The organism is Enterobacter sp. PL_is511 (genome assembly GCF_055816065.1).
In genome coordinates this window covers 1-24,302 of record NZ_JBVPGP010000018.1, presented here as the reverse complement: position 1 = coordinate 24,302, position 24,302 = coordinate 1, and the positions used below count along the sequence as shown (strand labels likewise).

The window sequence follows — 24,302 nt, the reverse complement described above, 5'->3', positions numbered from 1 at the left end:
ATTCAATCTTCACTACGCTATCTGTTTGCTGAGTGCAGGGTTGGCCTGAATCAGGCGCATCAGCCTTAACTCGGTTGGGGTGGGTTTCTCTCGTTTTGACTCCCACTCCTGCACCATAGCCACGCTGACACCCATCGCTCTGGCGAATTCTTCCGTTTTCAATCCTGTCCCTTTGCGCAATTGCTCATATTCTGTAAAGGGATTGGATTTTTGTTGCAGGGTAATCGTCTGCGGTACATCTTTAAAAATGATCTGTTCCAGACTGCTCAGCAGTTCAAACTCAGGATCTTTATATTCCATTGAGGACTCCTCTTAAATCTCACATCGTGATCAAGAACATCAGAGAGCCAATTAAGAATAGTCCCTAATACCAACCCAGGATCGTCACGGGTGTGATTAATCGTGCGGTAACGATCGCTGTATCCGATTCAGCAATATGGATAGTTATGCTAATTCCCTGATTAGTCATATGTCGGCTTCGCCAGGTATTTTTTTGTAAATGGTAAGAAATAAATCGGCAATAGCCGTTTTGCATGAAAAGAGTATCTTGCAAGGCTGACCTGGACTATCCTTGTCAGCGTCGGGCACGCGTGTGCCGGTGTGCGCTTTTTTGGGTGAAAGGAGTAATAAAATGGCGACAGGAAAGTCCTGCTCTCGCTGGTTTGCGCCTATTGCGGCGTTGTTGATGGTTGTTAGCCTGAGTGGGTGTTTTGATAAAGAAGGCGATCAGCGCAAAGCGTTTATCGATTTTCTGCAGAATACAGTGATGCGCAGCGGCGAACGGTTGCCGACGCTGACTGCGGATCAGAAAAAACAGTTTGGCCCCTTCGTGTCCGATTACGCCATTCTATATGGTTATTCACAGCAGGTGAGCCAGGCGATGGATTCCGGTATCCGTCCCGTGGTGGATAGCGTGAACGCCATTCGCGTTCCGCAGGATTACATGACGCAGCGTGAACCGCTTCGCCAGTCCAACGGTGCGCTTGGCGTGCTGAGCCAGCAGTTGCAGAATGCGAAAATGCAGGCTGACGCGTCACGTTCTGCGCTGAAGCAGGGCGACGATCTCAAACCGGTCTTCGACAAAGTGTATGAGAAAGTGGTGACCAAGCCGTCTGAAGCGCTGCAACCGCTGATCCCGGCCGCGCAAATCTTCACGCAGCAGCTGGTCCAGGTGGGTGACTTTATCGCCCAGCAGAATACGCAGGTAAGCTTTGTTGCCAACGGTATTCAGTTCCCGACCTCGCAGCAGGCAAGCCAGTACAATACGCTGATTGGGCCGCTGGCCTCCCAGCATCAGGCCTTTAGCCAGGCCTGGAGTGCCGCAGTCACTGCCACAGAATAAACCGAAAAACCCCGCTTCTGGCGGGGTTTTTTATGCATAGCGAAAATAACGCTTGTCATTCCTCTACCACATCGGTATAACTATCCCCGTCGGTTTGTTACACAGACCTAAAGCAGTTTAGTAAAGCAGTCCAGATTGTTATCCATAGATACCCTTCGTTGTGACCCTTCCTTCATCGCTTAAAAATCTGTAACGCAATCCATCAAGCCGGAAGGCACAATATATTTGTTAATAAGGTAATTTCTATGTCTGCTAAAATGACTGGTCTGGTTAAATGGTTCAACGCTGATAAAGGTTTCGGCTTCATCACTCCTGACGATGGCTCTAAAGACGTGTTCGTACACTTCTCTGCTATCCAGAACGATGGCTACAAATCTCTGGACGAAGGTCAGAAAGTGTCCTTCACCATCGAAAGCGGCGCTAAAGGCCCAGCAGCTGGTAACGTTGTAAGCCTGTAAGCTTCCAACCCAGTAGCACAAAATTCAAAAACCCGCCTTCTGGCGGGTTTTTTCGTTTCTATCGTTGCACCTGCGGGTTCACGCAGTTTATCTCCACCTTTCCGCTAAGGGCGGCGATGAGATTATCGACCGCAGTGGCCGCCATGTTGTAGCGCGTCTCATGGGTGGCTGAGCCGATGTGCGGCAACGCAACCACGTTAGGCAGCGAAAGCAGTGGCGAATCCACCGGCAGCGGCTCCTGCTCAAAGACGTCCAGACCTGCTGCATGGATCTCACCTTTCTGCAGGGCCTCAATCAGCGCCTTCTCATCTACCACCGGGCCACGACCCGCGTTGATGAAAATGGCTGACGTCTTCATCTTTTCAAAAGCCTCTTTGCCAATCAGATGACGGGTTTCGTCCGTCAGCGGCAGGACAAGGCAGACAAAATCGGCCTCCTGCAGCAGGGTATCCAGCTCGCAGTAACGGGCGTTGAAGCGTTCTTCGGCTTCACTGTGGTGGCGACGCGCGTTATACAGAATCGGCATGTTAAAACCAAAATGCGCGCGCTGCGCCAGTGCCAGCCCGATACGCCCCATACCGACAATGCCCAGCGTTTTACCGTGAACGTCCACGCCGAACCAGTCCGGACCAATGCTTTTTGTCCACTCGCCCGCTTTGACGCGCTCGGCGACTTCCACTACGCGACGGGCTGTGGTGAGCATCAGTGCCATCAGCGTGTCGGCCACGGTTTCCGTCAGGGCATGCGGCGTATGCATCAGCAGGATCTTGCGGACGTTAAGGGCGTCCACATCAAAGTTGTCGTAACCCACGGAAACGGTAGAGGTAGCACGAAGCTTCGGCATTTTCTCCAGCAGGGCGACATCCACTTTCTCGCTTGAACCCAGCAGGCCTTCGGCGCTGGCGAACGCGTCGGCGTGCTGTGCCACGGTTTCCGGGCGCAGGTTCTTCACCTGGGTGACGGTGAAGTGTTCTTCAAGACGTTTCTGCAGGTCTTCCGGCAGTGCTTTATACAAAATGACGGACGGCTTCATGCTAATCTCCGTTGATTTTTTTAAGGATTCAGGCGTGGCGAGCGCCGACAGGGTGTTGTTGATTATTAGCAGGCTTAACAATCAGAGTAAGCCACACCGAGGCGAAAAGCGCCACCCCCATAAAGATGTAAGATGCGGACGGACTGCCGGTGGCACCGTTCAGGTAACCGACGAACCAGGAGCCGCAGAACGAGCCCAGTGCCCCCATGCTGTTAATCAATGCCATTGCACCACCCGCAACGTTACGCGGCAGCATCTCCGGAATGATGGCAAAGAACGGTCCGTAAGGGGCGTACATGGCCGCACCGGCAATCACCAGCAGGGTATAAGAGGCCCAGAAATGGTTTGCGCCCACGGCCCAGGAGCCAATAAAGGCGAAGGCAGCAATCAGCAGCAGCGGCCAGACAAACAGCTTGCGGTTCTGCAGCTTGTCCGACGCCCAGGAAACGATAATCATCGCGATGGTTGCCGCCAGATACGGTACGGATGACAGCCAGCCTACTTCGACCATGCCGAGGTTTTCACCGCCGCTGCGGATAATGGACGGCAGCCACAGCACAAAACCGTACACGCCAATGCTCCAGGTAAAGTACTGCGCGCAGAGCAGGATCACGTTGCGCGAGCGGAAGGCTTCACCATAGTTACGTACCGCCTTCAGACCTTGCTGTTCTTTGTCCAGCTGCGCCTGCAGCGCCGCTTTTTCATCTTCGGAAAGCCATTTCGCCTGGGCAGGTTTATCTTTCACCAGCACCCACCAGCAGAAGGCCCAGATAATCGCCGGCACCCCTTCGATGATAAACATTTCGCGCCAGCCGAAGGACTGGATCAGGTAGCCGGAGACCACCGACATCCACAGTACCGTGACCGGGTTACCGAGGATCAGGAAGGTATTCGCGCGCGAGCGTTCAGATTTGGTAAACCAGTTGCTGATGTAGATCAGCATCGCGGGCATAACCGCCGCCTCAACGACGCCGAGGATAAAGCGAATGGCGGCCAGGGCAGGAATATTGTTCACCATGCCGGTCAGTGACGCGCAGGCGCCCCACAGGATCAGACAGATGAAGATCAGCTTACGCACGCTGCGGCGTTCCGCATAAATCGCGCCGGGGATCTGGAAGAAGAAGTAGCCCAGGAAGAAAAGGGCACCCAGCAGGGAGGAGATACCTTTTGTGATGCCAAGGTCCTCTGTGATCCCCGCCGCGGACGCGAAGCTGAAGTTGGCACGGTCAAGGTACGCCAGGCTGTACGTGATAAACACGATTGGCATGATGTACCACCAGCGTTTTACTGCATTGGTCGAACTGTTCATAGGCTTGCCTCTGTTGTTGAGGTTGTTACCGCCGTTGTCTGTAGGGTACACGGTGGCTTAATTATCTGGTGCGGCTTGTTGCCCTCACCCTGGCCCTCTCCCACCGGGAGAGGGAATTCATACTCCAAGCTGTGCTCGGGTGGGTAATCCTTCGCTGTCGCCCTGCACCTGAATGGCCAGCGAGCCAATCTTGTTGCCCCGCGCGACGGCCTGCTGCAGCGTTTTGCCTTCCAGCAGGGCGCTAATTACGCCAACGGCAAAACCGTCGCCCGCGCCGACCGTGTCGACAACGTTCTCAACCTTCACCGCCGCGACCGCGCCCTGTTCGCCGTTGGCCGTCTTGAACCATGCGCCATCGGCACCGGTCTTCAGCACTACCGCTTTTACCCCTTTATTCAGATAGAAATCAGCAATGCCTTCCGGCGTATTTTCACCCGTCAGGATCATCCCTTCTTTCAGCCCCGGCAGAACCCAGTCCGCTCTGAACGCCAGACGGTTCAGTTTCTCGACCATTTCCGCTTCGCTTTTCCAGAGCACCGGACGCAGGTTAGGATCGAACGAGATCGTTTTTCCCTGGGCTTTCAGAGTGGCTGCCGCATGATCCAGCAGTTCATACGAGCTGGCAGAGAGCGCTGCCGCCACGCCGCTCAGATGCAGGTGGCGCGCGGAGGCGAAATAGTCTGCGTGGTAATCCGCAACAGAGAGGTGACTTGCGGCCGATCCTTTGCGGAAATACTCCACGATGGGATCGGTTCCATTTTCGACCTTGGATTTAAGCTGAAACCCGGTAGGGAAGCGTCCGTCGAGGGTGACACCTGCGGCATCGATACCCTCTTTTTTCAGAGAATCGAGGACGAAATGGCCAAAGCTGTCATCCCCCACGCGGCTGACCCAGCCCACGTTCAGGCCGAGACGTGCCAGGCCGGTCGCGACGTTCAGCTCTGCGCCTGCGACGCGCTTGATAAAGTGCTCTACCGCGCTCAGTTCGCCCGTTTCAGTGGCGACAAACATCGCCATGGCTTCGCCGATCGTGATGACATCCAGCGTCTTGTGCATGATTTACTCCTCGCGCAGCAGGTTGACGTAATGGCGGGTAACGGCGGTTAAATCCGTCCCTTCCAGCGGGAACTCGATCCCGCGTGGGGCATCGGCAGGCAGCTGGCCGAGCAGATCCAGCCAGCGCGCATCGGCGTGGTCCGGTGCCACGGCGCGGAAGTTATCTTTATGCGGCACGGCGGCTTTAACGTGGATATAGCTCACCGCAGGGGCCAGATGACGTGCGGCTTCTTCAGGCGAATCGCCAACCCACAGCCAGTTGCCCATGTCGAAGGTCAGCGTGACGGGGAGCGCCATTTCCCGGCAGGCGGCCTGGAAGCGCTGCATGGGGGCGAGCTGTCCGCAGTCGGTCTGATCGTTCTCCACGACCAGCACCATGCCGCTTGCGTTCAGCAGGCTACGCAGGGCGTCGAGAGGCTGCGCGTCGCGGAAATGGCCAAGGGAAACCTTCAGCCACAGGGCGTTCAGGGTGCTGGCCTCAGAGAGATAGCGGGTCAGGTCCGGGTTGAGGGTGCCGTCGGGCATAAACAGGGCGGCGGGGGCGGAGTAGCACGCCAGCAGGCCGAGCAGCTCAATGGATTCTCCCAGCGCCGGCAGCGCCAGCAGCTCGTCGCTGCTGAACAGTTCCCGGCGGATCTCCACGCCGTCTGCCCCTGCGCCTGCAATTACGGGCAGCATCGCCCGCTGACCGCCCGCCTGTCGCACCTGTTCCGCACCGTACGCGGCGGTGACCACCATAATTTTCCTGCCCATCTTCGGACTCCATCGCAACATATCAATACTATTACGCTAGATGGAACCGGTTCCAAAGAAAAGGTCAGGATGTTGAATTTATGATCGCTATCACAAGGGAAATTTAACGCGCGGTGGAGCCGCGAACGATCAACTCGCCGGAGAAGACCTGCTCGCGAACGGCATCGCTGGTGCCTTCAATACGACGAACCACTTGTTCAACAGCAGCATAGCCAATCTGCCAGGTGGGTTGTTTGAGTGTCGTAATGCCGACGCCGGCCAGCTCCGCCCACTCCAGCTCATCAAACCCCAGCAGACCGATATCGCTGCCCCAGTGCAGGCCAATACGCTTGAGCGAGCGGGCGACCTGGAGCGTCAGCGCCCCGTTGGCGGAGATAACGGCTTTGCGCATCCCGCGATGGCGCGTGTGGAACTGACGCAGGGTGTTGTCGAGCTGCCCCGCTTCGTGAAGCGGCGTTTCGGCATTTTCGGCTATCACGCCGGGATATCGCTCCAGCGTGGCGCGAAATGCGCTCAGGCGCTCGCGACGGGTGTTGACCATCCCCAGCGGTTCACTCAGAAACAGAATGGCCTCGAAGCCCTGCTCAATCAGATGTTCGGTGGCGGTCGTGGCGGCCTGGGTGTTATCCAGCCCGACCACATCGCAGGCAAATTCCGGGATTTTACGGTCGATAAGGACCATCGGCAGGGAGGATTGCTGCAGGCGGTTTAACCCCTCTTCGCGCATGCCCACCGCGTTAACCACGATCCCTTCCACCTGATAGCTGCGCAGCAGGTCGAGGTAATGCAGCTCCTGATCGACTTCGTTGTTGGTATTACAGACCAGCGGCGTGAAACCCTTCTCACGACAGGCGGCTTCAATACCGCTAAGCACGTTCACGGAATAGGGGTTGGTGATATCGGCGATGATAAGCCCGATAAGGCGGGTGCGACCGCGTTTAAGCCCGCGCGCCATGAGGCTGGGACGATAGTCGAGATCGGCAATGGCTTGTTCAATACGCGCCAGCAATGCGTCGGACAACAGGTGTTTCTCGCCATTGAGGTAGCGCGAAATGCTGGTTTTACCGGTTTTGGCGGCTTTCGCCACGTCGCTGATGGTGGCCCGGGCTGGTTTGCTCATCGCTGATTTCCCTGAATTTAGTGAGAATACCTTAGCGGGAAAATCGGACGAATCAAGTAATTTGCCCGGTGGCGCTGCGCTTACCTGGGGTGCGGTCTGGTGCCCTCACCCCAACCCTCTCCCACGGGGAGAGGGGGAAATGCGATTACTGAATTGGGCTTAACGTAATCTCAACGCGGCGGTTCTGCGCTTTGCCTTCCGCCGTGCTGTTGCTGGCGATAGGGTTGGCAGGGCCCATGCCGCTGGTGCGGATGCGGTTCGCTTCAACGCCCTGGGTGATCAGCGAGCTGGCCACGGCATCGGCGCGCTGCTGGGACAGACGCATGTTCAGATCCTGGCTGCCGGTGCTGTCGGTGTAGCCCATCACGTTTACAGCGGTCTTGTTGTACTCTTTCAGCACCATCGCCACGCCGGTCAGGGTATTCGCACCCGCCGGTTTCAGCGTTGCGCTGCTGCTGTCGAAGGTCACGTTGTTCGGCATGTTCAGGATGATGTTATCGCCGCTGCGCGTCACGCTCACGCCGGTTCCCTTCATTTTGTCGCGCAGCTTCGCTTCCTGCACGTCCATGTAATAGCCTACGCCGCCGCCAAGCGCTGCGCCTGCCGCTGCGCCAATCAGCGCGCCTTTGCCGCGGTCTTTCTTGGAGGAGGAGAGCGCCCCAACGCCTGCGCCGACCAGCGAGCCGATACCTGCGCCAATGCCGGATTTACCCGCTTCGCGTTCACCGGTGTAAGGGTTGGTTGTGCAGCCAGAAACAGCCAGGGCACCGCTCACCAGAGCGGCAATAACGAGTACGCGTTTTTTCATCTTCTTTCCTTAATCCTTTTTATTCTTTGCCACGGCGAGCGTGGCAGTTGATTATGACGTCCAGATACGGAGAAAATTCCGGGTATAACTCTGAAATTTGTGACAAACCATAAACTGCCTCAGCAAGAAGGCCGTAAAACCTGCACGCAACCAGGAGCGCACGCTTGAGCACCTCAACGAAAACCATTCTGACCGCCGCCCACTGGGGACCGATGCTGGTCGAAACTGATGGCGAAAATGTTCTGTCGTCCCGCGGGGCACTGCCAACCCAACATCCCAACTCGTTACAGACCGTCGTTCGCGATCAGGTGCATAGCAAAACGCGCGTGCGCTGGCCGATGGTGCGTAAAGGTTTTCTGGCCTCGCCGGACAAGCCGCAGGGAGTTCGCGGTCAGGATGAGTTTGTTCGCGTGAGCTGGGATGACGCGCTGGCGCTTATCCACGCCCAGCACAAGCGCATTCGCGACAGTTACGGTCCGTCGTCCATTTTCGCCGGGTCCTACGGCTGGCGTTCTAACGGGGTTCTGCATAAGGCTTCAACGCTGCTGCAGCGCTATATGAGCCTGGCAGGAGGCTATACCGGTCATCTCGGAGATTACTCCACCGGTGCGGCGCAGGCGATCATGCCGTACGTCGTGGGGGGGAACGAAGTGTACCAGCAGCAGACCAGCTGGCCGCTTGTGCTGGAGCATACCGATGTGGTCGTGCTCTGGAGCGCTAACCCCCTTAACACATTGAAAATTGCCTGGAATGCCAGCGACGAGCAGGGCATTGGGTATTTCGACGCGCTGCGCAAAAGCGGCAAGCGCATCATCTGCATTGACCCAATGCGCTCTGAAACCATGGATTTCTTCGGCGACAGCGCCGAGTGGATTGCCCCCCATATGGGCACCGACGTGGCAATGATGCTGGGTATCGCCCATACGCTGGTCGAAAACGGCTGGCACGATGTCGAATTCCTGACGCGCTGTACCACCGGCTTCGATAAATTCGCCGACTACCTGACGGGCCAGTCCGATGGGGTGGCGAAAACGGCAGCGTGGGCAGCAGCGATTTGTGGCGTTTCTGCAGAGAAGCTCCGCGAACTGGCGGCATTGTTCCATAAAAACACCACGATGTTAATGTCCGGTTGGGGGATGCAGCGCCAGCAGTTTGGTGAGCAGAAACACTGGATGCTGGTGACCCTTGCCGCGATGCTTGGGCAGATCGGTACGCCGGGCGGCGGTTTTGGTCTCTCCTATCATTTTGCCAATGGCGGTAACCCCACGCGTAAAGCGGCGGTGCTGGCGTCTCTGCAAGGCTCGGTGCAGGGCGGCGTGGATGCGGTGGATAAAATTCCGGTGGCGCGTATTGTTGAGGCCCTGGAGAATCCGGGCGGTTTTTATCAGCACAATGGTCTCGACCGCCACTTCCCGGATATTAAATTTGTCTGGTGGGCGGGCGGGTCGAACTTCACGCACCATCAGGATACCAACCGCCTGATCCGCGCCTGGCAAAAGCCGGAGCTGGTGGTGATTTCCGAGTGCTTCTGGACCGGCTCGGCCAAACACGCCGACATCGTGCTCCCGGCGACCACCTCGTTTGAGCGTAACGATCTCACCATGACCGGCGACTACAGCAACCAGCATATGGTCCCGATGAAGCGCGTAGTGGCCCCGCGAGATGAAGCACGTGATGATTTTGACGTGTTTGCTGAACTGAGCGAGCTGTGGGAAGCGGGCGGTCGCGCGCGTTTTACCGAAGGGAAAAGCGATCTGCAATGGCTGGAGACCTTCTACCAGATTGCCGGACAGCGCGGCGCGGCGCAGGGCGTGACGCTTCCGCCCTTTGCTGAGTTCTGGGAGGCGAACCAGATCGTCGAGATGCCGGAGAGTGAACAGAACGCGAAGTTTGTCCGTTTTGCCGATTTCCGCCGCGACCCCGAGAACCACCCGCTGAAAACCGAGAGCGGAAAGATTGTGATCCACAGCGAGCGCATCGCCAGCTTTGGTTATGCCGACTGCCCGCCACACCCTATGTGGCTTGAGCCGGACGAGTGGCACGGTAATGCCCGGCCGGAGCAGCTGCAGGTGTTGTCAGCGCATCCCGCGCACCGTTTGCACAGCCAGCTTAACTATACCTCCCTGCGCGAGCAGTATGCGGTCGCCGGGCGAGAGCCGATCACGCTGAATACCCTCGATGCGCAGGCCCGCGGGATTGCGGACGGCGACGTGGTGCGCGTCTGGAACTCGCGTGGGCAGGTGCTGGCAGGGGCGGTGGTGAGCGACGGGATTAAACAGGGCGTGATCTGCATTCATCAGGGCGCATGGCCTGACCTTGATCTCGCCGAAGGTGGTATCTGTAAAAACGGGGCGGTTAACGTGCTGACCAAAGATCTCCCCAGCTCGAAGCTGGGGAACGGTTGTGCAGGGAATACGGCCCTGGCCTGGGTCGAGAAATATCAGGGGCCCGCGCTTACCTTAACGGCGTTTGATCCGCCTGCCAGCTCATGATCCACGTCGGGTGCTGGGTGTCATCCTGCCAGGCGCTGTCTTCAATGCGAAAGCCCTGCGCATGGTAGAAGTTCACCGCCCGAACATTTTTCTGGTACACCTCCAGGCTTAAGTGCGGGAAGCGCTGTTGAACATAGTTCAGCAGCGCGCGCCCGATGCCTTTCCCGATGCATGACGGTGCGACAAACAGCGCGCCGACAAACTGAGACTGCATCACGCTGATAAATCCGCAAGGTTTGCCATCCTGTTCCCAGACCCAGGTTTCGGCTGACGGCAGGTAAACATCCCGCACCATGGCCTCGTTCTCTTTCCAGTAACCCGGCTCGATAAACGGATGTGCTTCCGTGGTGCTTTCAAGCCACAGGCTCAGAAGCGGCGCGGTATTTTCACTTTGCCATTTGCGGATCATGATGGTCTCCCGGATGACAGAAGCAGCCGGTAACGTGGTCGTTGACCAGGCCACAGGCCTGCATAAAGGCGTAGCAGATGGTGGAGCCGACAAACTTAAAGCCGCGTTTTTTCAGGGCCTTCGAGAGCGCATCCGAGGCCGGGGTGGAGGCCGGGATTTCCGCGAGCGTGGCGGCCTGGGTAACCTGAGGATCGTTGTTCACAAACGTCCAGACAAAATCTGAAAATGATTCGCCGTTTTGCTCCATCGCCAGATAAGCGCGTGCGTTACCGATGATGGCCTGGATCTTACCGCGATGGCGGATGATGCCGGCATCCTGCACCAGTCGCTCAACGTCCTCATCGGTCATCGCAGCGACGGCGACAGGATCGAACTGGTGAAAGGCGTTGCGATAGTTTTCGCGTTTTTTCAATACCGTAATCCACGATAACCCCGCCTGCTGGCCCTCCAGGCAGATCATCTCAAAGAGCTTTTTGCCATCCGTTTCGGGCACGCCCCATTCCCGATCGTGATAGTCGATATAAAGCTGATCCTGGCTCACCCAACCGCAACGTTCCATCCGTCATCTCCCTTATTGATACTGATTTCGCAAAAATTTCGTTCTGACTGGCTTGACGTGTTTACTATAAAGACAATAGTTAATACAGGGCTATATGCTCTCTAAAGTCTTCCTGAATAACGACAAATATCGCCGAATTCGGCTCTCTCTGGGGTCGCGTTGATGATGATAAAAAAAATCAGTGGTCGCCATGCTGCTTCTGGCCTGGTGGGAATTTCAGCCTGCCTGTTTTTTTGTAATACAGCGTCTGCCTGGCAACAGGAATATATCGTTTCAGACGCCCAAAATAATATGGCGGAACGCTATACATGGGACGCGGATCACCAACCGCGTTATGAGGATATTCTGGCGGAGCGTATCCAGTCTTCGCAAAACGCGCCAGGTCTTGCCCTGAATATTCCGTCAGGCGGCACCACGGAGGGGGCGATGAGCATGGGCTGGAATTTTCCGGTTTCAGCGCGTATCACCACCGGGCCGGTAGTGGCGTGGCGGTACGACGGCACGGCTCCCATGATGATCAACGAGTTTGGTGATAGCGCGTCGACGCAGGCACTCACCGACCCGCTCTGGCATGCCAGCGTCAGCACGCTGGGGTGGCGCGTGAATACCCAGTACGGCGATCTCCGTCCCTGGGCGCAGATCAGCTACAACCAGCAGTTTGGTGAAAATCAGTGGAAATCGCAGTTTGGCATGCCGCAAACGCCAGCTCCTGCCCAAAACGGTAGCTGGATGGATGTCACCGTGGGAACGGATATTCCCTTTAATACGCACATGGCGGCGTATGCGTCGCTGGCTCAGGGGGAACACACCTCCACCGGTGAGGAGTTTTTATACACCCTTGGCGTTAGCGCAAATTTCTAGAGTTGTTACTTTTTTAAACGTTACGATAACATCTCGAATACAACAACCACGGGCTTTACAGCGATAGCAGATACTAACAGGCTATCGCTTTATTCCCATGACAGGCCATTCATTCCCGATTCCAGGCATTTCATTCCGTTCCGCCTGCATTTCATGCCGTTTTACCCCAGGCGTATTAAGGTTTTGTTTATCGTTGTCCTCAGCGAACTTCCTTAATTTCTCTTGCAGGACAACTGCCATGAACACATCAACCTATAACCGCACGCGCTGGCTCACGCTCTTTGGTACCATCGTCACCCAGTTTGCGCTGGGGTCGGTCTATACCTGGAGCCTGTTTAACAGCGCGCTTTCCGACAAACTCGGCGCGCCGGTCAGCCAGGTCGCGTTCTCCTTTGGTCTGCTGAGCCTGGGTCTGGCGATTTCATCTTCCGTCGCGGGCAAGCTGCAGGAGCGTTTTGGCGTGAAGCGCGTGACCATGGCGTCCGGCATTCTGCTGGGGCTGGGCTTTTTCCTGACGGCGCATTCCAGCAACCTGATGATGCTGTGGCTGAGCGCCGGCGTGCTGGTGGGGCTGGCCGATGGCGCGGGGTACCTGCTGACGCTGTCAAACTGCGTGAAGTGGTTCCCGGAACGTAAAGGCTTAATCTCCGCGTTTGCCATTGGTTCTTACGGTTTGGGCAGCCTCGGGTTCAAATTTATCGACGCCCACCTGCTGGCGTCCGTTGGCCTCGAAAAAACCTTTATGATCTGGGGCGCAATTGTTCTGGTGATGATTCTGTTCGGCTCCACGCTGATGAAAGATGCGCCGCAGCAGGAGGTTAAATCCGTGAACGGCGTGGTGGAGAACGACTTTACCCTCGCGCAGTCCATGCGTAAGCCACAGTACTGGATGCTGGCGGTGATGTTCCTGACGGCCTGCATGAGCGGTCTGTATGTCATCGGCGTGGCGAAAGATATCGCGCAGGGGATGGTGAAACTGGATGCCGCCACGGCGGCCAACGCGGTGACCGTGATCTCCATTGCTAACCTCTCGGGTCGTCTGGTCCTTGGTATTCTGTCTGACAAAATTGCCCGCATCCGCGTGATCACGATTGGGCAGGTGGTCTCGCTGGTCGGTATGGCGGCGCTGCTGTTCGCTCCGCTGAATGAAGCCACCTTCTTCGCGGCGATTGCCTGCGTGGCCTTTAACTTCGGCGGCACCATCACCGTCTTCCCGTCACTGGTAAGCGAGTTCTTTGGCCTGAATAATCTCGCGAAAAACTACGGCGTTATCTATCTGGGCTTCGGGATCGGCAGTATCTGCGGCTCGCTGATTGCCTCCCTCTTCGGCGGGTTCTACGTGACCTTCTGCGTGATATTTGCCTTGCTGATTATCTCGCTGGCGCTCTCGACCACGATTCGTCAGCCGCAGCGCGAAGTGTTCAAAGAGGTGCATGCTTAATGACGATGAAAAAGGCCGGTTATCCGGCCTTTTTCTTGTGTAAAAACTGATGATCTGGGTAAACCGTCTCGTTCTTAATTTTTTGTAAATATCTGTACCGATCACACACTCTGCTGCCACTTTTTCTTTTCCCTGTGGTCTACTTACCACGCGGGTAGACGTTTCCGATAACGACTTCTTAAGCGATTCTTTAACCTATTCATTTTTAAAACAAAAATGATCGGTGATTTCGTCCCTTTTTCCGGGTAGTTTGCATGAAATACATTAAATCGATGGCACAACAAAAGCTCTGCTTTTTGCTGGCGTTGTACATCGGCCTGTTTATGAATGGCGCAGTTTTCATCCGTCGGTTTGACGGTTACGCGCATGATTTTACCGTCTGGAAAGGAATTGCAGCGGTTGTCGAATTGGTCGCTGCTGTACTGGTCACCTTCTTTTTATTCCGCATTCTTACCCTGTTTGGCCGTCGCGTGTGGCGAGTGCTGGCTACGTTTATCGTGCTGTGCTCGGCGGGTGCCAGCTATTACATGACCTTTATGAACGTGGTGATTGGCTACGGCATTATTGCCTCAGTGATGACCACGGATATCGACCTCTCTAAAGAGGTTGTAGGGCTGCACTTTATTCTCTGGCTGGTAGCCGTCAGTGCCTTACCGCTGCTGCTCATCTGGAGCAACCGTTGCCGGTACACGCTAGTGCACCAGATTCGCACGCCAGGCAAACGTTTCAGAAGCGTCGCGATAGTCCTGCTGGCCGGTTTGATGGTCTGGGGACCAATTCGTCTGCTGGAAGTGAAGCAAAAGCATGATGAGCGTACCTCAGGCGTGGATATGCCAAGCTACGGCGGTGTAGTGGCGAACTCGTATTTACCGTCTAACTGGATTTCCGCGCTGGGGCTGTATGCGTGGGCGCAGGTGGATGAATCTTCCGGTAACAAATCGCTGATGAACCCGGTGAAGAAGTTTACCTACGTCGCACCAAAAGATATCGACGATACCTATGTCGTCTTTATTATCGGAGAAACCACGCGCTGGGATCATATGGGTATTCTTGGCTATAACCGTGATACCACGCCGAAACTGGCGCAGGAGAAAAACCTGATTGCCTATCGTGGCTATTCTTGTGATACCGCCACCAAGCTCTCACTGCGCTGTATGTTTGTGCGCGAGGGCGGGGCGAGCGACAACCCGCAGCGTACGCTGAAAGAGCAAAACGTCTTCTCGGTGCTGCATCAGCTTGGGTTCACGTCTGCCCTCTATGCGATGCAGAGCGAAATGTGGTTCTACAGCAATACCATGGCGCAGAACATTGCATACCGTGAGCAGATTGGCGCAGAGCCGCGTAACCGTGGCAAATCTGTCGATGACATGCTGCTGATTGATGAGATGAAACTGTCCCTGAGCGATAATCCTGATGGTAAGCATCTGATTATTCTTCATACCAAAGGGTCGCACTTTAACTACACCCAACGTTACCCGCGTAACTTTGCCAAATGGAAGCCTGAGTGCGTCGGGGTGGATAAAGACTGTACCAAAGCGCAGCTGATCAACTCCTACGACAACTCCGTACTGTATGTGGATCACTTTATTGATTCGGTGATTGACCAGGTACGCGATAAGAAAGCGATTGTGTTCTATGCGGCGGACCACGGTGAATCCATCAATGAGTATGAGCATCTGCACGGTACGCCGCGCAAGATGGCACCGCCGGAGCAGTTCCGTGTACCGATGATGGTGTGGATGTCTGACAAGTATCTGGAAGACCCGGAGAAAGCGAAGATGTTTGCTCAACTAAAGAAAGAGGCGGAGATGAAGGTGCCGCGTCGTCACGTTGAGCTGTACGACACCATTATGGGTTGTCTCGGCTATACCTCACCGAATGGTGGGATTAACGAAAACAACAACTGGTGTAAACTCCCTGATAACACCGCAAAAGCCGCGCAGTAGCTGCTCTGGCGAGAATATCGCCAGTTGAATGGCTTTTTGAAAATAAGGGATTGACGGGGGCGCACCTCAGCAGTAAGATGCGCTCCGCATTCGGCGAGTAGCGCAGCTTGGTAGCGCAACTGGTTTGGGACCAGTGGGTCGGAGGTTCGAATCCTCTCTCGCCGACCACATTCTGAAAAGGGCTAACCGCAAGGTTAGCCCTTTTTGCATTATGGCCTTATCTCGTCAGAGTATCCAAAACGCCCCTTAGACCTGCTTCCACCTGCCTGTTAACGATTTTGTGACATAATCCATTGTATTTTTTTATATATAGATTGATCTTTTTTCGCGTTGCTTATGGATAACCTCAGCATTTTTCGCTGTGCGTTTTAACGTTCGCGGTATTTAGTGCTCAGATAATCACCATTCTGCAAGAAAATTTACCCATTCTGAATAAAAGTTAATCACTGATTGTGGCGAAATAGGGAGAGAGTTGTGCTGCAACATGGCGAGTAGCATAAATTTCCCTGCTGAAAACTGGCGTACATAGTTTTTTTAATCTTTGTTTGCGGTTTCTCACACTCAGCGTAAATCCCCGTCACCTGTATTGACGTTTTCACATTCTGTTGACAGATTGTAGGGCATGAGGGGCATTTCAGGGACGATCTGCGCTGCAACTCAAACGCTCTTCTGAAAGGATTCTCCATCCCTTTAAAGCCTTCGGGCATCACCGACCGGACCGGGTAAAAAATAAATAAAGGTCTGGCGGCGTAACACAACAAAGCAAAACATCACATTGGAGCAGAATAATGAGTATTTCCTTGAAGAAGTCAGGGATGCTGAAGCTTGGTCTGAGCCTGGTGGCTATGACCGTGGCAGCAAGCGTACAGGCAAAAACCCTGGTTTACTGTTCTGAAGGCTCGCCGGAAGGCTTTAACCCACAGCTCTTTACCTCTGGTACGACTTACGACGCAAGCTCTGTACCGATCTATAACCGTCTGGTTGAATTCAAAACCGGTACCACGGAAGTGATTCCGGGTCTGGCCGAGAAGTGGGACGTCAGCGAAGACGGTAAAACCTATACCTTCCACCTGCGCCAGGGCGTGAAGTGGCAGGACAGCAAAGAGTTCAAACCAACGCGTGACTTTAACGCCGACGACGTGGTGTTCTCCTTCGACCGTCAGAAAAACGCCCAGAACCCGTACCACAAAGTGTCTGGCGGCAGCTATGAATACTTCGAAGGGATGGGTCTGCCGGACCTGATCTCTGAAGTGAAAAAAGTGGACGATAATACCGTTCAGTTCGTGCTGACGCGTCCGGAAGCACCGTTCCTGGCTGACCTGGCCATGGACTTCGCCTCAATCCTCTCTAAAGAGTATGCGGACAACATGCTCAAAGCCGGTACGCCGGAGAAAGTCGACCTGAACCCAATCGGTACCGGTCCATTCCAGCTGCTGCAGTACCAGAAAGACTCCCGCATTCTGTATAAAGCGTTCGAAGGCTACTGGGGCACCAAGCCGAAGATCGACCGCCTGGTCTTCTCCATCACGCCTGATGCGTCAGTGCGTTACGCAAAACTGCAGAAAAATGAATGCCAGGTGATGCCTTACCCGAACCCGGCTGACATCGCCCGCATGAAGCAGGACAAGAACATCAACCTGCTGGAGCAGGCTGGCCTGAACGTGGGCTATCTCTCCTTCAACACCGAGAAGAAACCGTTTGATGACGTGAAAGTGCGTCAGGCACTGACCTACGCGGTGAACAAAGAAGCGATCATCAAGGCGGTTTACCAGGGTGCAGGCGTTGCAGCCAAAAACCTGATTCCACCAACCATGTGGGGCTATAACGACGACGTTAAGGACTACAGCTACGATCCTGAGAAAGCGAAAGCGCTGCTGAAAGAAGCGGGCCAGGATAAAGGCTTTACCGTTGAGCTGTGGGCGATGCCGGTACAGCGTCCGTACAACCCGAACGCACGCCGTATGGCAGAAATGGTTCAGGCAGACTGGGCTAAGATTGGCGTTCAGGCCAAGATTGTGACCTACGAGTGGGGCGAGTACCTGAAGCGCGCCAAAGCGGGTGAGCACCAGGCAGTCATGATGGGCTGGACCGGTGATAACGGGGATCCGGACAACTTCTTCGCCACCCTGTTCAGCTGCGCGGCGGCAAAAGACGGTTCTAACTACTCTCGCTGGTGCTACAAGCCGTTTGAAGACCTGATCCAGCCGGCGCGTGCGACCGACGATCACAACAAACGTATTGAACTGTACAAGCAGGCGCAGGTTGTTATGCACGATCAGGCTCCGGCGCTGATTGTTGCTCACTCCACCGTGTACGAGCCAGTGCGTAAAGAAGTGAAAGGCTACGTGGTTGATCCACTGGGCAAACACCACTTCGAAAACGTATCTGTTGAATAATAAGTAGGGTGTTCTCCCTCTCCCTCTGGGAGAGGGCAGGGGTGAGGGGCGTGCATGCATCCCCTCACCCTAACCCTCTCCCGAAGGGAGAGGGAATTTACATTTGTGAGCAATACAGACGTCACGCCACTGGTCGTGCGTCATCAGAGAGAATCCGGGTTATGTTGCAGTTCATCCTCCGACGTCTGGGACTTGTTATCCCCACGTTTATCGGTATCACCCTTCTCACTTTTGCCTTCGTCCATATGATCCCCGGCGACCCGGTAATGATTATGGCGGGCGAGCGTGGTATTTCCCCTGAGCGCCATGCACAGCTGCTGGCGGAACTCGGTCTCGATAAGCCGATGTGGCAGCAGTACCTCCATTATATCTGGGGCGTGTTGCACGGTGATTTAGGGATTTCGCTGAAAAGCCGTCTTCCGGTGTGGGACGAGTTCGTGCCGCGTTTTAAAGCGACACTGGAGCTTGGCGTCTGCGCCATGATTTTCGCCACTGCGGTGGGTATTCCTGTCGGGGTACTGGCTGCCGTCAAGCGTGGCTCTATTTTCGACCATACCGCCGTGGGCCTGGCGCTGACCGGCTACTCCATGCCTATCTTCTGGTGGGGCATGATGCTGATCATGCTGGTCTCGGTGCAGCTTAACCTGACACCGGTCTCCGGGCGCGTCAGCGATATGGTTTTCCTGGATGACACCAACCCGCTCACCGGCTTTATGCTGATTGATACGGCTATCTGGGGTGAAGAGGGTAACTTCATGGATGCCGTCGCGCATATGATCCTGCCTGCCATGGTGCTGGGCACCATTCCTCTGGCGGTGATCGTACGTATGACCCGTTCATCGATGCTGGAAGTGCTGGGCGAGGATTACATCCGCACCGCCCGCGCCAAGGGCCTGACGCGTATGCGCGTCATTATCGTCCATGCGCTGCGTAACGCCATGCTGCCGGTTGTGACCGTTATCGGTCTCCAGGTGGGGACGTTGCTGGCGGGGGCGATCCTGACCGAAACCATCTTCTCCTGGCCGGGCCTGGGACGCTGGCTGATTGACGCGCTGCAACGCCGTGATTATCCGGTAGTGCAGGGCGGTGTACTGCTGGTCGCGACGATGATTATCCTCGTCAACCTGCTGGTCGATTTGCTGTACGGCGTGGTGAACCCGCGTATTCGTCATAAGAAGTAAGGGGCCATCATGTCACAGGTTTCTGAAAACAAAGTTGTTGCTGCACCGGTTCCGATGACGCCGATGCAGGAGTTCTGGCACTACTTCAAGCGCAACAAAGGCGCGGTGGTGGGGCTGGTGTATGTCGCAATCATGATCCTGATTGCGGTGTTTGCAAACGTGCTTGCGCCGTATAACCCGGCGGATCAGTTCCGCGATGCGCTGCTCTCCCCTCCTGCATGGCAGGATGGCGGCAGCCTGGCGCACCTGCTGGGTACCGATGATGTGGGGCGCGATGTGCTGTCCCGTCTCATGTACGGCGCGCGCCTGTCGCTGCTGGTCGGCTGCCTGGTTGTTGTGCTGTCGCTGATCATGGGCGTCGTACTCGGCCTGGTTGCCGGCTACTTCGGCGGCATCGTTGATAACATTATCATGCGTATCGTCGACATCATGCTGGCGCTGCCAAGCCTGCTGCTGGCGCTGGTGCTGGTGGCGATCTTCGGCCCGTCGATCGGTAACGCCGCGCTGGCGCTGACCTTCGTGGCGCTTCCTCACTACGTGCGTTTAACCCGCGCGGCGGTGCTGGTGGAAGTGAACCGCGACTACGTCACCGCGTCTCGCGTAGCGGGTGCCGGTGCGATGCGCCAGATGTTCGTTAATATCTTCCCTAACTGCCTTGCGCCGCTGATTGTTCAGGCGTCGCTCGGTTTCTCTAACGCCATTCTTGATATGGCCGCTCTTGGCTTCCTGGGCATGGGTGCGCAGCCGCCAACACCGGAGTGGGGCACCATGCTCTCCGACGTGTTGCAGTTCGCACAAAGCGCCTGGTGGGTTGTCACCTTCCCGGGTCTGGCAATCCTGCTGACGGTGCTGGCATTTAACCTGATGGGTGATGGCCTGCGTGATGCGCTTGATCCCAAACTGAAGCAGTAAGAGGCACGAGATGGCGTTATTAAATGTAGATAAATTATCGGTGCACTTTGGCGACGAAGGCACTCCGTTTCGCGCCGTGGACCGCATCAGCTACAGCGTAAATCAGGGCGAAGTGGTTGGTATCGTCGGGGAGTCCGGTTCCGGTAAGTCAGTGAGCTCGCTGGCGATCATGGGGCTGATTGATTACCCGGGCCGCGTGATGGCGGAAAACCTGCAGTTCAACGGTCAGGACCTGAAGCGCATTTCTGAAAAACAGCGCCGCCAGCTGGTGGGGGCCGAAGTGGCGATGATTTTCCAGGATCCGATGACCAGCCTGAACCCATGCTACACCGTCGGTTTCCAGATTATGGAAGCGATTAAGGTGCATCAGGGCGGGAATAAGAAAACCCGTCGTCAGCGCGCGATCGATCTGCTCAACCAGGTAGGTATTCCTGACCCAGCTTCGCGTCTGGACGTTTACCCGCACCAGCTCTCAGGCGGGATGAGCCAGCGCGTGATGATCGCGATGGCGATTGCCTGCCGACCAAAACTGCTGATTGCGGATGAACCGACGACGGCGCTGGATGTGACCATCCAGGCACAGATCATCGAGCTGCTGCTGGAGCTGCAGCAGAAAGAGAATATGGCGCTGGTGCTGATTACGCACGATCTGGCGCTGGTGGCCGAAGCCGCGCACAAAATCATCGTGATGTATGCCGGCCAGGTGGTCGAGACCGGAAATTCGCACGATATCTTCCGCGCGCCGCGTCACCCGTATACCCAGGCGCTTTTACGCGCGCTGCCGGAGTTTGCTCAGGATAAAGCGCGTCTGGCGTCGCTGCCGGGTGTGGTGCCGGGTAAATATGACCGTCCGCAGGGCTGTCTGCTCAATCCGCGCTGTCCGTATGCGACGGACAAATGCCGGGCGGAAGAGCCAGAGCTGAACCAGCTTGCTGACGGTCGTCAGTCGAAATGCCACTACCCACTCGATGATGCCGGGAGGCCAACACTATGAGTACGCAACAGGCCACCACGCAACAACCGCTGTTGCAGGCCATCGATCTGAAAAAATACTACCCGGTGAAGAAGGGATTGTTTGCCCCTGAACGCCTGGTGAAAGCGCTGGACGGCGTCTCTTTTAACCTCGAACGCGGTAAAACGCTGGCGGTGGTGGGGGAGTCAGGCTGCGGTAAATCCACGCTGGGCCGTCTGCTGACGATGATTGAAGTGCCGACCGGCGGGGAGCTTTATTATCAGGGGCAGGATCTGCTCAAGCACGATCCGCAGGCGCAGAAGCTGCGCCGCCAGAAAATCCAGATTGTGTTCCAGAACCCGTATGGTTCTTTGAACCCGCGTAAAAAAGTCGGACAGATTCTGGAAGAGCCGCTGCTGATCAACAGTAATCTGAGCAAGGAGCAGCGTCGTGAAAAAGCGCTGGCGATGATGGCGAAGGTCGGCCTCAAAACCGAGCATTACGATCGCTATCCGCACATGTTCTCCGGCGGCCAGCGTCAGCGTATCGCGATTGCTCGCGGGCTGATGCTCGATCCGGACGTGGTGATTGCCGATGAGCCGGTCTCCGCGCTCGACGTATCCGTGCGTGCGCAGGTACTGAACCTGATGATGGATCTCCAGCAGGAGCTGGGGCTGTCTTACGTGTTCATCTCCCACGACCTGTCGGTGGTGGAGCATATTGCTGATGAGGTAATGGTGATGTACCTGGGGCGCTGCGTGGAGAAGGGGACCAAAGACCAGATCTTTAATAATCCTCGCCATCCGTACACCCAGGCGCTGCTGTCTGCGACGCCGCGTCTCAACCCGGACGATCGTCGTGAACGTATTAAGCTGACGGGTGAGCTGCCAAGTCCGCTGAATCCGCCGCCGGGATGTGCATTCAACGCCCGCTGCAGCCGTCGTTTTGGCCCCTGCACCCAGCTCCAGCCGCAGCTGAAGGATTATGGCGGCCAACTGGTTGCCTGCTTCGCGGTCGATCAGGATGAAAATGGCGAGAAGCCACAGGCATAACGAAAAAACCGGCGCTAAGCCGGTTTTTTTATGTCTGCTTGATTATTTCCGCAGGCGAATCTGGTCTACGGCGTGCTTCTCGCTCTTGGTGAGGATCAGGCTCGCGCGCTCGCGCGTCGGCAGGATGTTCTCTTTGAGGTTCACGTAGTTGATCTCATTCCACAGCCCCGTTGCCACATTGATCGCTTCTTCTTCAGAAAGTTGGGCGTAATGGTGGAAATAGGAGTCCGGGTCGGTGAACGCCCCTTCGCGGAACTTCAGGAAGCGGTTGATGTACCAGTTCTGCAGCAGGTCTTCCGGCGCATCGACATAGATAGAGAAATCGACGAAATCCGAGACGAATACGTGATGCGGGTCGTGAGGATAGTCCATCCCGCTTTGCAGTACGTTCAGACCTTCCAGAATCAGGATGTCCGGCTGGACCACCGTTTTATCCCCACCCGGGATGCGATCGTAGATCAGATGCGAATAGACTGGCGCAGTGACGTGCGGTACGCCGGATTTCAGGTCAGAGACAAATTTCACCAGACGATGCATATCATAAGAGAGCGGGAAGCCCTTCTTCTTCATCAGCCCGCGTTCTTTTAACACTTCGTTCGGGTGCAGGAAGCCGTCGGTGGTGATCAGCTCCACGCTGCGGTGTTCTGGCCAGCGGCTCAACAGCGCCTGCAGGACACGCGCGGTGGTACTTTTACCCACGGCCACGCTGCCTGCGATACTAATGATATAAGGAATGCGTTGACCGTTCGTCCCGAGAAACTGCTCCAGCACGGCCTGACGGCGCAGGTTCGAACTGATATAGAAGTTAAGCAAGCGAGAGAGGGGGAGATAAATTTCTGCCACCTCTTCCAGGGACAGATCTTCGTTTATCCCTTTTAACCGTGCGATTTCACCTTCCGTCAGCGTCATAGGGACGGAATCACGCAGGGCAGCCCACTGGCTGCGGTTAAAGTGAAGATAAGGCGTCATTAACGTTTGCTCTTTTTTGCTCATAAGCATGCTTCAGTGAGCCAGCGCTACACTGCCGGATCGTGGCTCATCACACAGTTAATTTTGGACAATGGGCAGGAGGTTAACACCAGATGGCAGGAATAATAAGAAAAAAGATGGATAGCGCTGCGTTACGCGGAAGCCGTCACGCTATGGTGTATACGGTGTAAATCACGCGTGCATGTTGATTATTTGACCCGTAATGACTACTTTTACAGCGCTTAGCGCTTCGTTCGCATAAAATGTGAGCGAAAGAACGTTTTATGCAAATTTTTAGTTGCATGACCGCGCAGGTATCCATAGAATGCGCGCTACTTGATGCCGACTTAGCTCAGTAGGTAGAGCAACTGACTTGTAATCAGTAGGTCACCAGTTCGATTCCGGTAGTCGGCACCATCAAGTCCGGTGGGGTTCCCGAGCGGCCAAAGGGAGCAGACTGTAAATCTGCCGTCATCGACTTCGAAGGTTCGAATCCTTCCCCCACCACCACTTTCTGGCAGCGTAAATGCCGCCGGAGCTGGTTGGAAAAATTAGCCAGCTCAAACTGAAAAAGAGAGAAATCTCTTTTTTTGTTACAGAAAGAACTGGGTAGCCGAGTTTCAGGATGCGGGCATCGTATAATGGCTATTACCTCAGCCTTCCAAGCTGATGATGCGGGTTCGATTCCCGCTGCCCGCTCCAATACGTGCTGATATGGCTCAGTTGGTAGAGCGCACCCTTGGTAAGGGTGAGGTCCCCAGTTCGACTCTGGGTATCAGCACCACTTCACTTCTCCTTCCCGTTTCTCTCTGTTTCAATTTTACTGTATTCAACAATTCAGGCATTTCGCCTGGTTGATGTGGTGATATCACCGATTTATCCGTGTCTTAGAGGGACAATCGATGTCTAAAGAAAAGTTTGAACGTACAAAACCGCACGTTAACGTCGGTACTATCGGCCACGTTGACCATGGTAAAACAACGCTGACCGCTGCAATCACTACCGTTCTGGCAAAAACCTACGGTGGTTCTGCTCGCGCATTCGACCAGATCGATAACGCACCAGAAGAAAAAGCTCGTGGTATCACCATCAACACCTCTCACGTTGAGTACGACACCCCGACTCGCCACTACGCACACGTAGACTGCCCAGGCCACGCCGACTATGTTAAAAACATGATCACCGGTGCTGCGCAGATGGACGGCGCGATCCTGGTTGTTGCTGCGACTGACGGCCCAATGCCTCAGACTCGT

At 55.5% G+C, this 24,302-nt stretch carries 22 protein-coding genes and 5 tRNA genes; 17 read left to right on the top strand and 10 right to left on the bottom strand.

The genetic code is table 11. From position 1 onward, the window contains the following. Positions 1 to 12: 12 nt before the first annotated feature. Positions 13 to 300, bottom strand: coding sequence for an HTH-type transcriptional regulator (locus tag AC0TN7_RS05195; protein ID WP_008502755.1), 288 nt, complete (start codon positions 298 to 300; stop codon positions 13 to 15). A gap of 331 nt (positions 301 to 631) precedes the next feature. Here AC0TN7_RS05195 and AC0TN7_RS05190 point away from each other — a divergent pair, with 331 nt between their 5' ends. After that, complete coding sequence (locus tag AC0TN7_RS05190; protein ID WP_024909075.1) at positions 632 to 1,342, top strand: DUF3053 domain-containing protein; 711 nt, start codon at positions 632 to 634, stop codon at positions 1,340 to 1,342. A gap of 245 nt (positions 1,343 to 1,587) precedes the next feature. Beyond that, on the top strand, positions 1,588 to 1,800 hold the full coding sequence (gene cspE / locus AC0TN7_RS05185; protein WP_003860775.1) for a transcription antiterminator/RNA stability regulator CspE: 213 nt from the start codon (positions 1,588 to 1,590) through the stop codon (positions 1,798 to 1,800). Positions 1,801 to 1,858: 58 nt separating this feature from the next. On the opposite strand, the gene ghrB is transcribed toward cspE, so the two are convergent. From ghrB to AC0TN7_RS05155, 6 genes are all read right to left on the bottom strand, one after another. Beyond that, entirely contained in the window at positions 1,859 to 2,833 is a 975-nt protein-coding gene (ghrB, locus tag AC0TN7_RS05180; protein ID WP_420277638.1) for a glyoxylate/hydroxypyruvate reductase GhrB, read from the bottom strand. 28 nt (positions 2,834 to 2,861) lie between these two features. Beyond that, positions 2,862 to 4,142 (bottom strand): MFS transporter, encoded by a 1,281-nt coding sequence (locus AC0TN7_RS05175; RefSeq protein ID WP_370884544.1) that lies wholly within the window; start codon positions 4,140 to 4,142, stop codon positions 2,862 to 2,864. 117 nt (positions 4,143 to 4,259) lie between these two features. Continuing rightward, complete coding sequence (locus AC0TN7_RS05170) at positions 4,260 to 5,198, bottom strand: sugar kinase (RefSeq protein WP_032650801.1); 939 nt, start codon at positions 5,196 to 5,198, stop codon at positions 4,260 to 4,262. Between the two features lie 3 nt (positions 5,199 to 5,201). Then, the gene (locus AC0TN7_RS05165; RefSeq protein ID WP_473701892.1) at positions 5,202 to 5,951 is read right to left on the bottom strand and encodes a sugar phosphate isomerase/epimerase family protein; all 750 of its coding nucleotides are present in this window, start codon (positions 5,949 to 5,951) and stop codon (positions 5,202 to 5,204) included. 103 nt (positions 5,952 to 6,054) lie between these two features. After that, entirely contained in the window at positions 6,055 to 7,071 is a 1,017-nt protein-coding gene (locus AC0TN7_RS05160) for a LacI family DNA-binding transcriptional regulator (RefSeq protein WP_008502761.1), read from the bottom strand. Positions 7,072 to 7,216: 145 nt separating this feature from the next. Further along, complete coding sequence (locus tag AC0TN7_RS05155; protein ID WP_024909080.1) at positions 7,217 to 7,879, bottom strand: OmpA family lipoprotein; 663 nt, start codon at positions 7,877 to 7,879, stop codon at positions 7,217 to 7,219. 212 nt (positions 7,880 to 8,091) lie between these two features. On the opposite strand from AC0TN7_RS05155, the gene AC0TN7_RS05150 reads away from it, so the two are divergent. Next, the gene (locus AC0TN7_RS05150; protein ID WP_473701928.1) at positions 8,092 to 10,371 is read left to right on the top strand and encodes a molybdopterin guanine dinucleotide-containing S/N-oxide reductase; all 2,280 of its coding nucleotides are present in this window, start codon (positions 8,092 to 8,094) and stop codon (positions 10,369 to 10,371) included. Here AC0TN7_RS05150 and AC0TN7_RS05145 read toward each other — a convergent pair. Together AC0TN7_RS05145 and tag are read right to left on the bottom strand one after the other, a co-directional pair. Continuing rightward, positions 10,334 to 10,780 carry an N-acetyltransferase gene (locus AC0TN7_RS05145; protein WP_024909082.1) on the bottom strand — a complete coding sequence of 149 codons (447 nt, stop codon included), beginning with the start codon at positions 10,778 to 10,780 and terminating at the stop codon, positions 10,334 to 10,336. The genes AC0TN7_RS05150 and AC0TN7_RS05145 overlap by 38 nt on opposite strands. After that, positions 10,758 to 11,339, bottom strand: a complete 582-nt coding sequence (tag, locus tag AC0TN7_RS05140) for a DNA-3-methyladenine glycosylase I (RefSeq protein WP_456198908.1) — start codon at positions 11,337 to 11,339, stop codon at positions 10,758 to 10,760. The genes AC0TN7_RS05145 and tag overlap by 23 nt, the downstream gene beginning before the upstream one ends. A gap of 162 nt (positions 11,340 to 11,501) precedes the next feature. Between tag and AC0TN7_RS05135 the strand changes: the two genes are divergently transcribed. The 9 genes from AC0TN7_RS05135 (at position 11,502) to dppF (ending at position 22,080) form a co-directional block, all read left to right on the top strand. Further along, positions 11,502 to 12,200: an autotransporter domain-containing protein gene (locus AC0TN7_RS05135; protein ID WP_420277640.1), complete on the top strand. Its 699-nt coding sequence runs from the start codon at positions 11,502 to 11,504 to the stop codon at positions 12,198 to 12,200. A gap of 238 nt (positions 12,201 to 12,438) precedes the next feature. Further along, complete coding sequence (locus tag AC0TN7_RS05130; RefSeq protein ID WP_473701891.1) at positions 12,439 to 13,641, top strand: L-lactate MFS transporter; 1,203 nt, start codon at positions 12,439 to 12,441, stop codon at positions 13,639 to 13,641. Positions 13,642 to 13,895: 254 nt separating this feature from the next. Then, on the top strand, positions 13,896 to 15,587 hold the full coding sequence (gene eptB, locus AC0TN7_RS05125) for a kdo(2)-lipid A phosphoethanolamine 7''-transferase (protein WP_024909086.1): 1,692 nt from the start codon (positions 13,896 to 13,898) through the stop codon (positions 15,585 to 15,587). Between the two features lie 91 nt (positions 15,588 to 15,678). Further along, positions 15,679 to 15,755 (top strand) — tRNA-Pro (locus tag AC0TN7_RS05120). A gap of 620 nt (positions 15,756 to 16,375) precedes the next feature. Beyond that, entirely contained in the window at positions 16,376 to 17,983 is a 1,608-nt protein-coding gene (gene dppA, locus AC0TN7_RS05115) for a dipeptide ABC transporter periplasmic-binding protein DppA (protein WP_023334096.1), read from the top strand. A 161-nt stretch (positions 17,984 to 18,144) separates the two neighbouring features. Beyond that, positions 18,145 to 19,164 (top strand): dipeptide ABC transporter permease DppB, encoded by a 1,020-nt coding sequence (gene dppB / locus AC0TN7_RS05110; RefSeq protein WP_024909087.1) that lies wholly within the window; start codon positions 18,145 to 18,147, stop codon positions 19,162 to 19,164. Between the two features lie 9 nt (positions 19,165 to 19,173). Further along, complete coding sequence (gene dppC, locus AC0TN7_RS05105; protein ID WP_157188458.1) at positions 19,174 to 20,076, top strand: dipeptide ABC transporter permease DppC; 903 nt, start codon at positions 19,174 to 19,176, stop codon at positions 20,074 to 20,076. A 10-nt stretch (positions 20,077 to 20,086) separates the two neighbouring features. After that, positions 20,087 to 21,070 carry a dipeptide ABC transporter ATP-binding protein gene (dppD, locus tag AC0TN7_RS05100; protein ID WP_008502772.1) on the top strand — a complete coding sequence of 328 codons (984 nt, stop codon included), beginning with the start codon at positions 20,087 to 20,089 and terminating at the stop codon, positions 21,068 to 21,070. Next, positions 21,067 to 22,080: a dipeptide ABC transporter ATP-binding subunit DppF gene (gene dppF, locus AC0TN7_RS05095; protein WP_023309965.1), complete on the top strand. Its 1,014-nt coding sequence runs from the start codon at positions 21,067 to 21,069 to the stop codon at positions 22,078 to 22,080. Before dppD ends, dppF begins: the two co-directional genes overlap by 4 nt. 42 nt (positions 22,081 to 22,122) lie before the next feature. Here the strand turns inward: dppF and coaA are convergent, their stop codons facing one another. Further along, positions 22,123 to 23,073: a type I pantothenate kinase gene (gene coaA / locus AC0TN7_RS05090; protein WP_021242480.1), complete on the bottom strand. Its 951-nt coding sequence runs from the start codon at positions 23,071 to 23,073 to the stop codon at positions 22,123 to 22,125. Between the two features lie 317 nt (positions 23,074 to 23,390). Between coaA and AC0TN7_RS05085 the strand changes: the two genes are divergently transcribed. The 5 genes from AC0TN7_RS05085 to AC0TN7_RS05065 form a co-directional block, all read left to right on the top strand. Next, positions 23,391 to 23,466 (top strand) — tRNA-Thr (locus AC0TN7_RS05085). A gap of 8 nt (positions 23,467 to 23,474) precedes the next feature. Continuing rightward, positions 23,475 to 23,559, top strand: a tRNA-Tyr gene (locus tag AC0TN7_RS05080). A gap of 117 nt (positions 23,560 to 23,676) precedes the next feature. Beyond that, positions 23,677 to 23,751 (top strand) — tRNA-Gly (locus AC0TN7_RS05075). Between the two features lie 6 nt (positions 23,752 to 23,757). Beyond that, a tRNA-Thr gene (locus tag AC0TN7_RS05070) sits at positions 23,758 to 23,833 on the top strand. A 118-nt stretch (positions 23,834 to 23,951) separates the two neighbouring features. Beyond that, positions 23,952 to 24,302: GTP-binding protein (locus AC0TN7_RS05065; RefSeq protein WP_171048787.1), on the top strand; the 351-nt coding region annotated here is incomplete at its 3' end.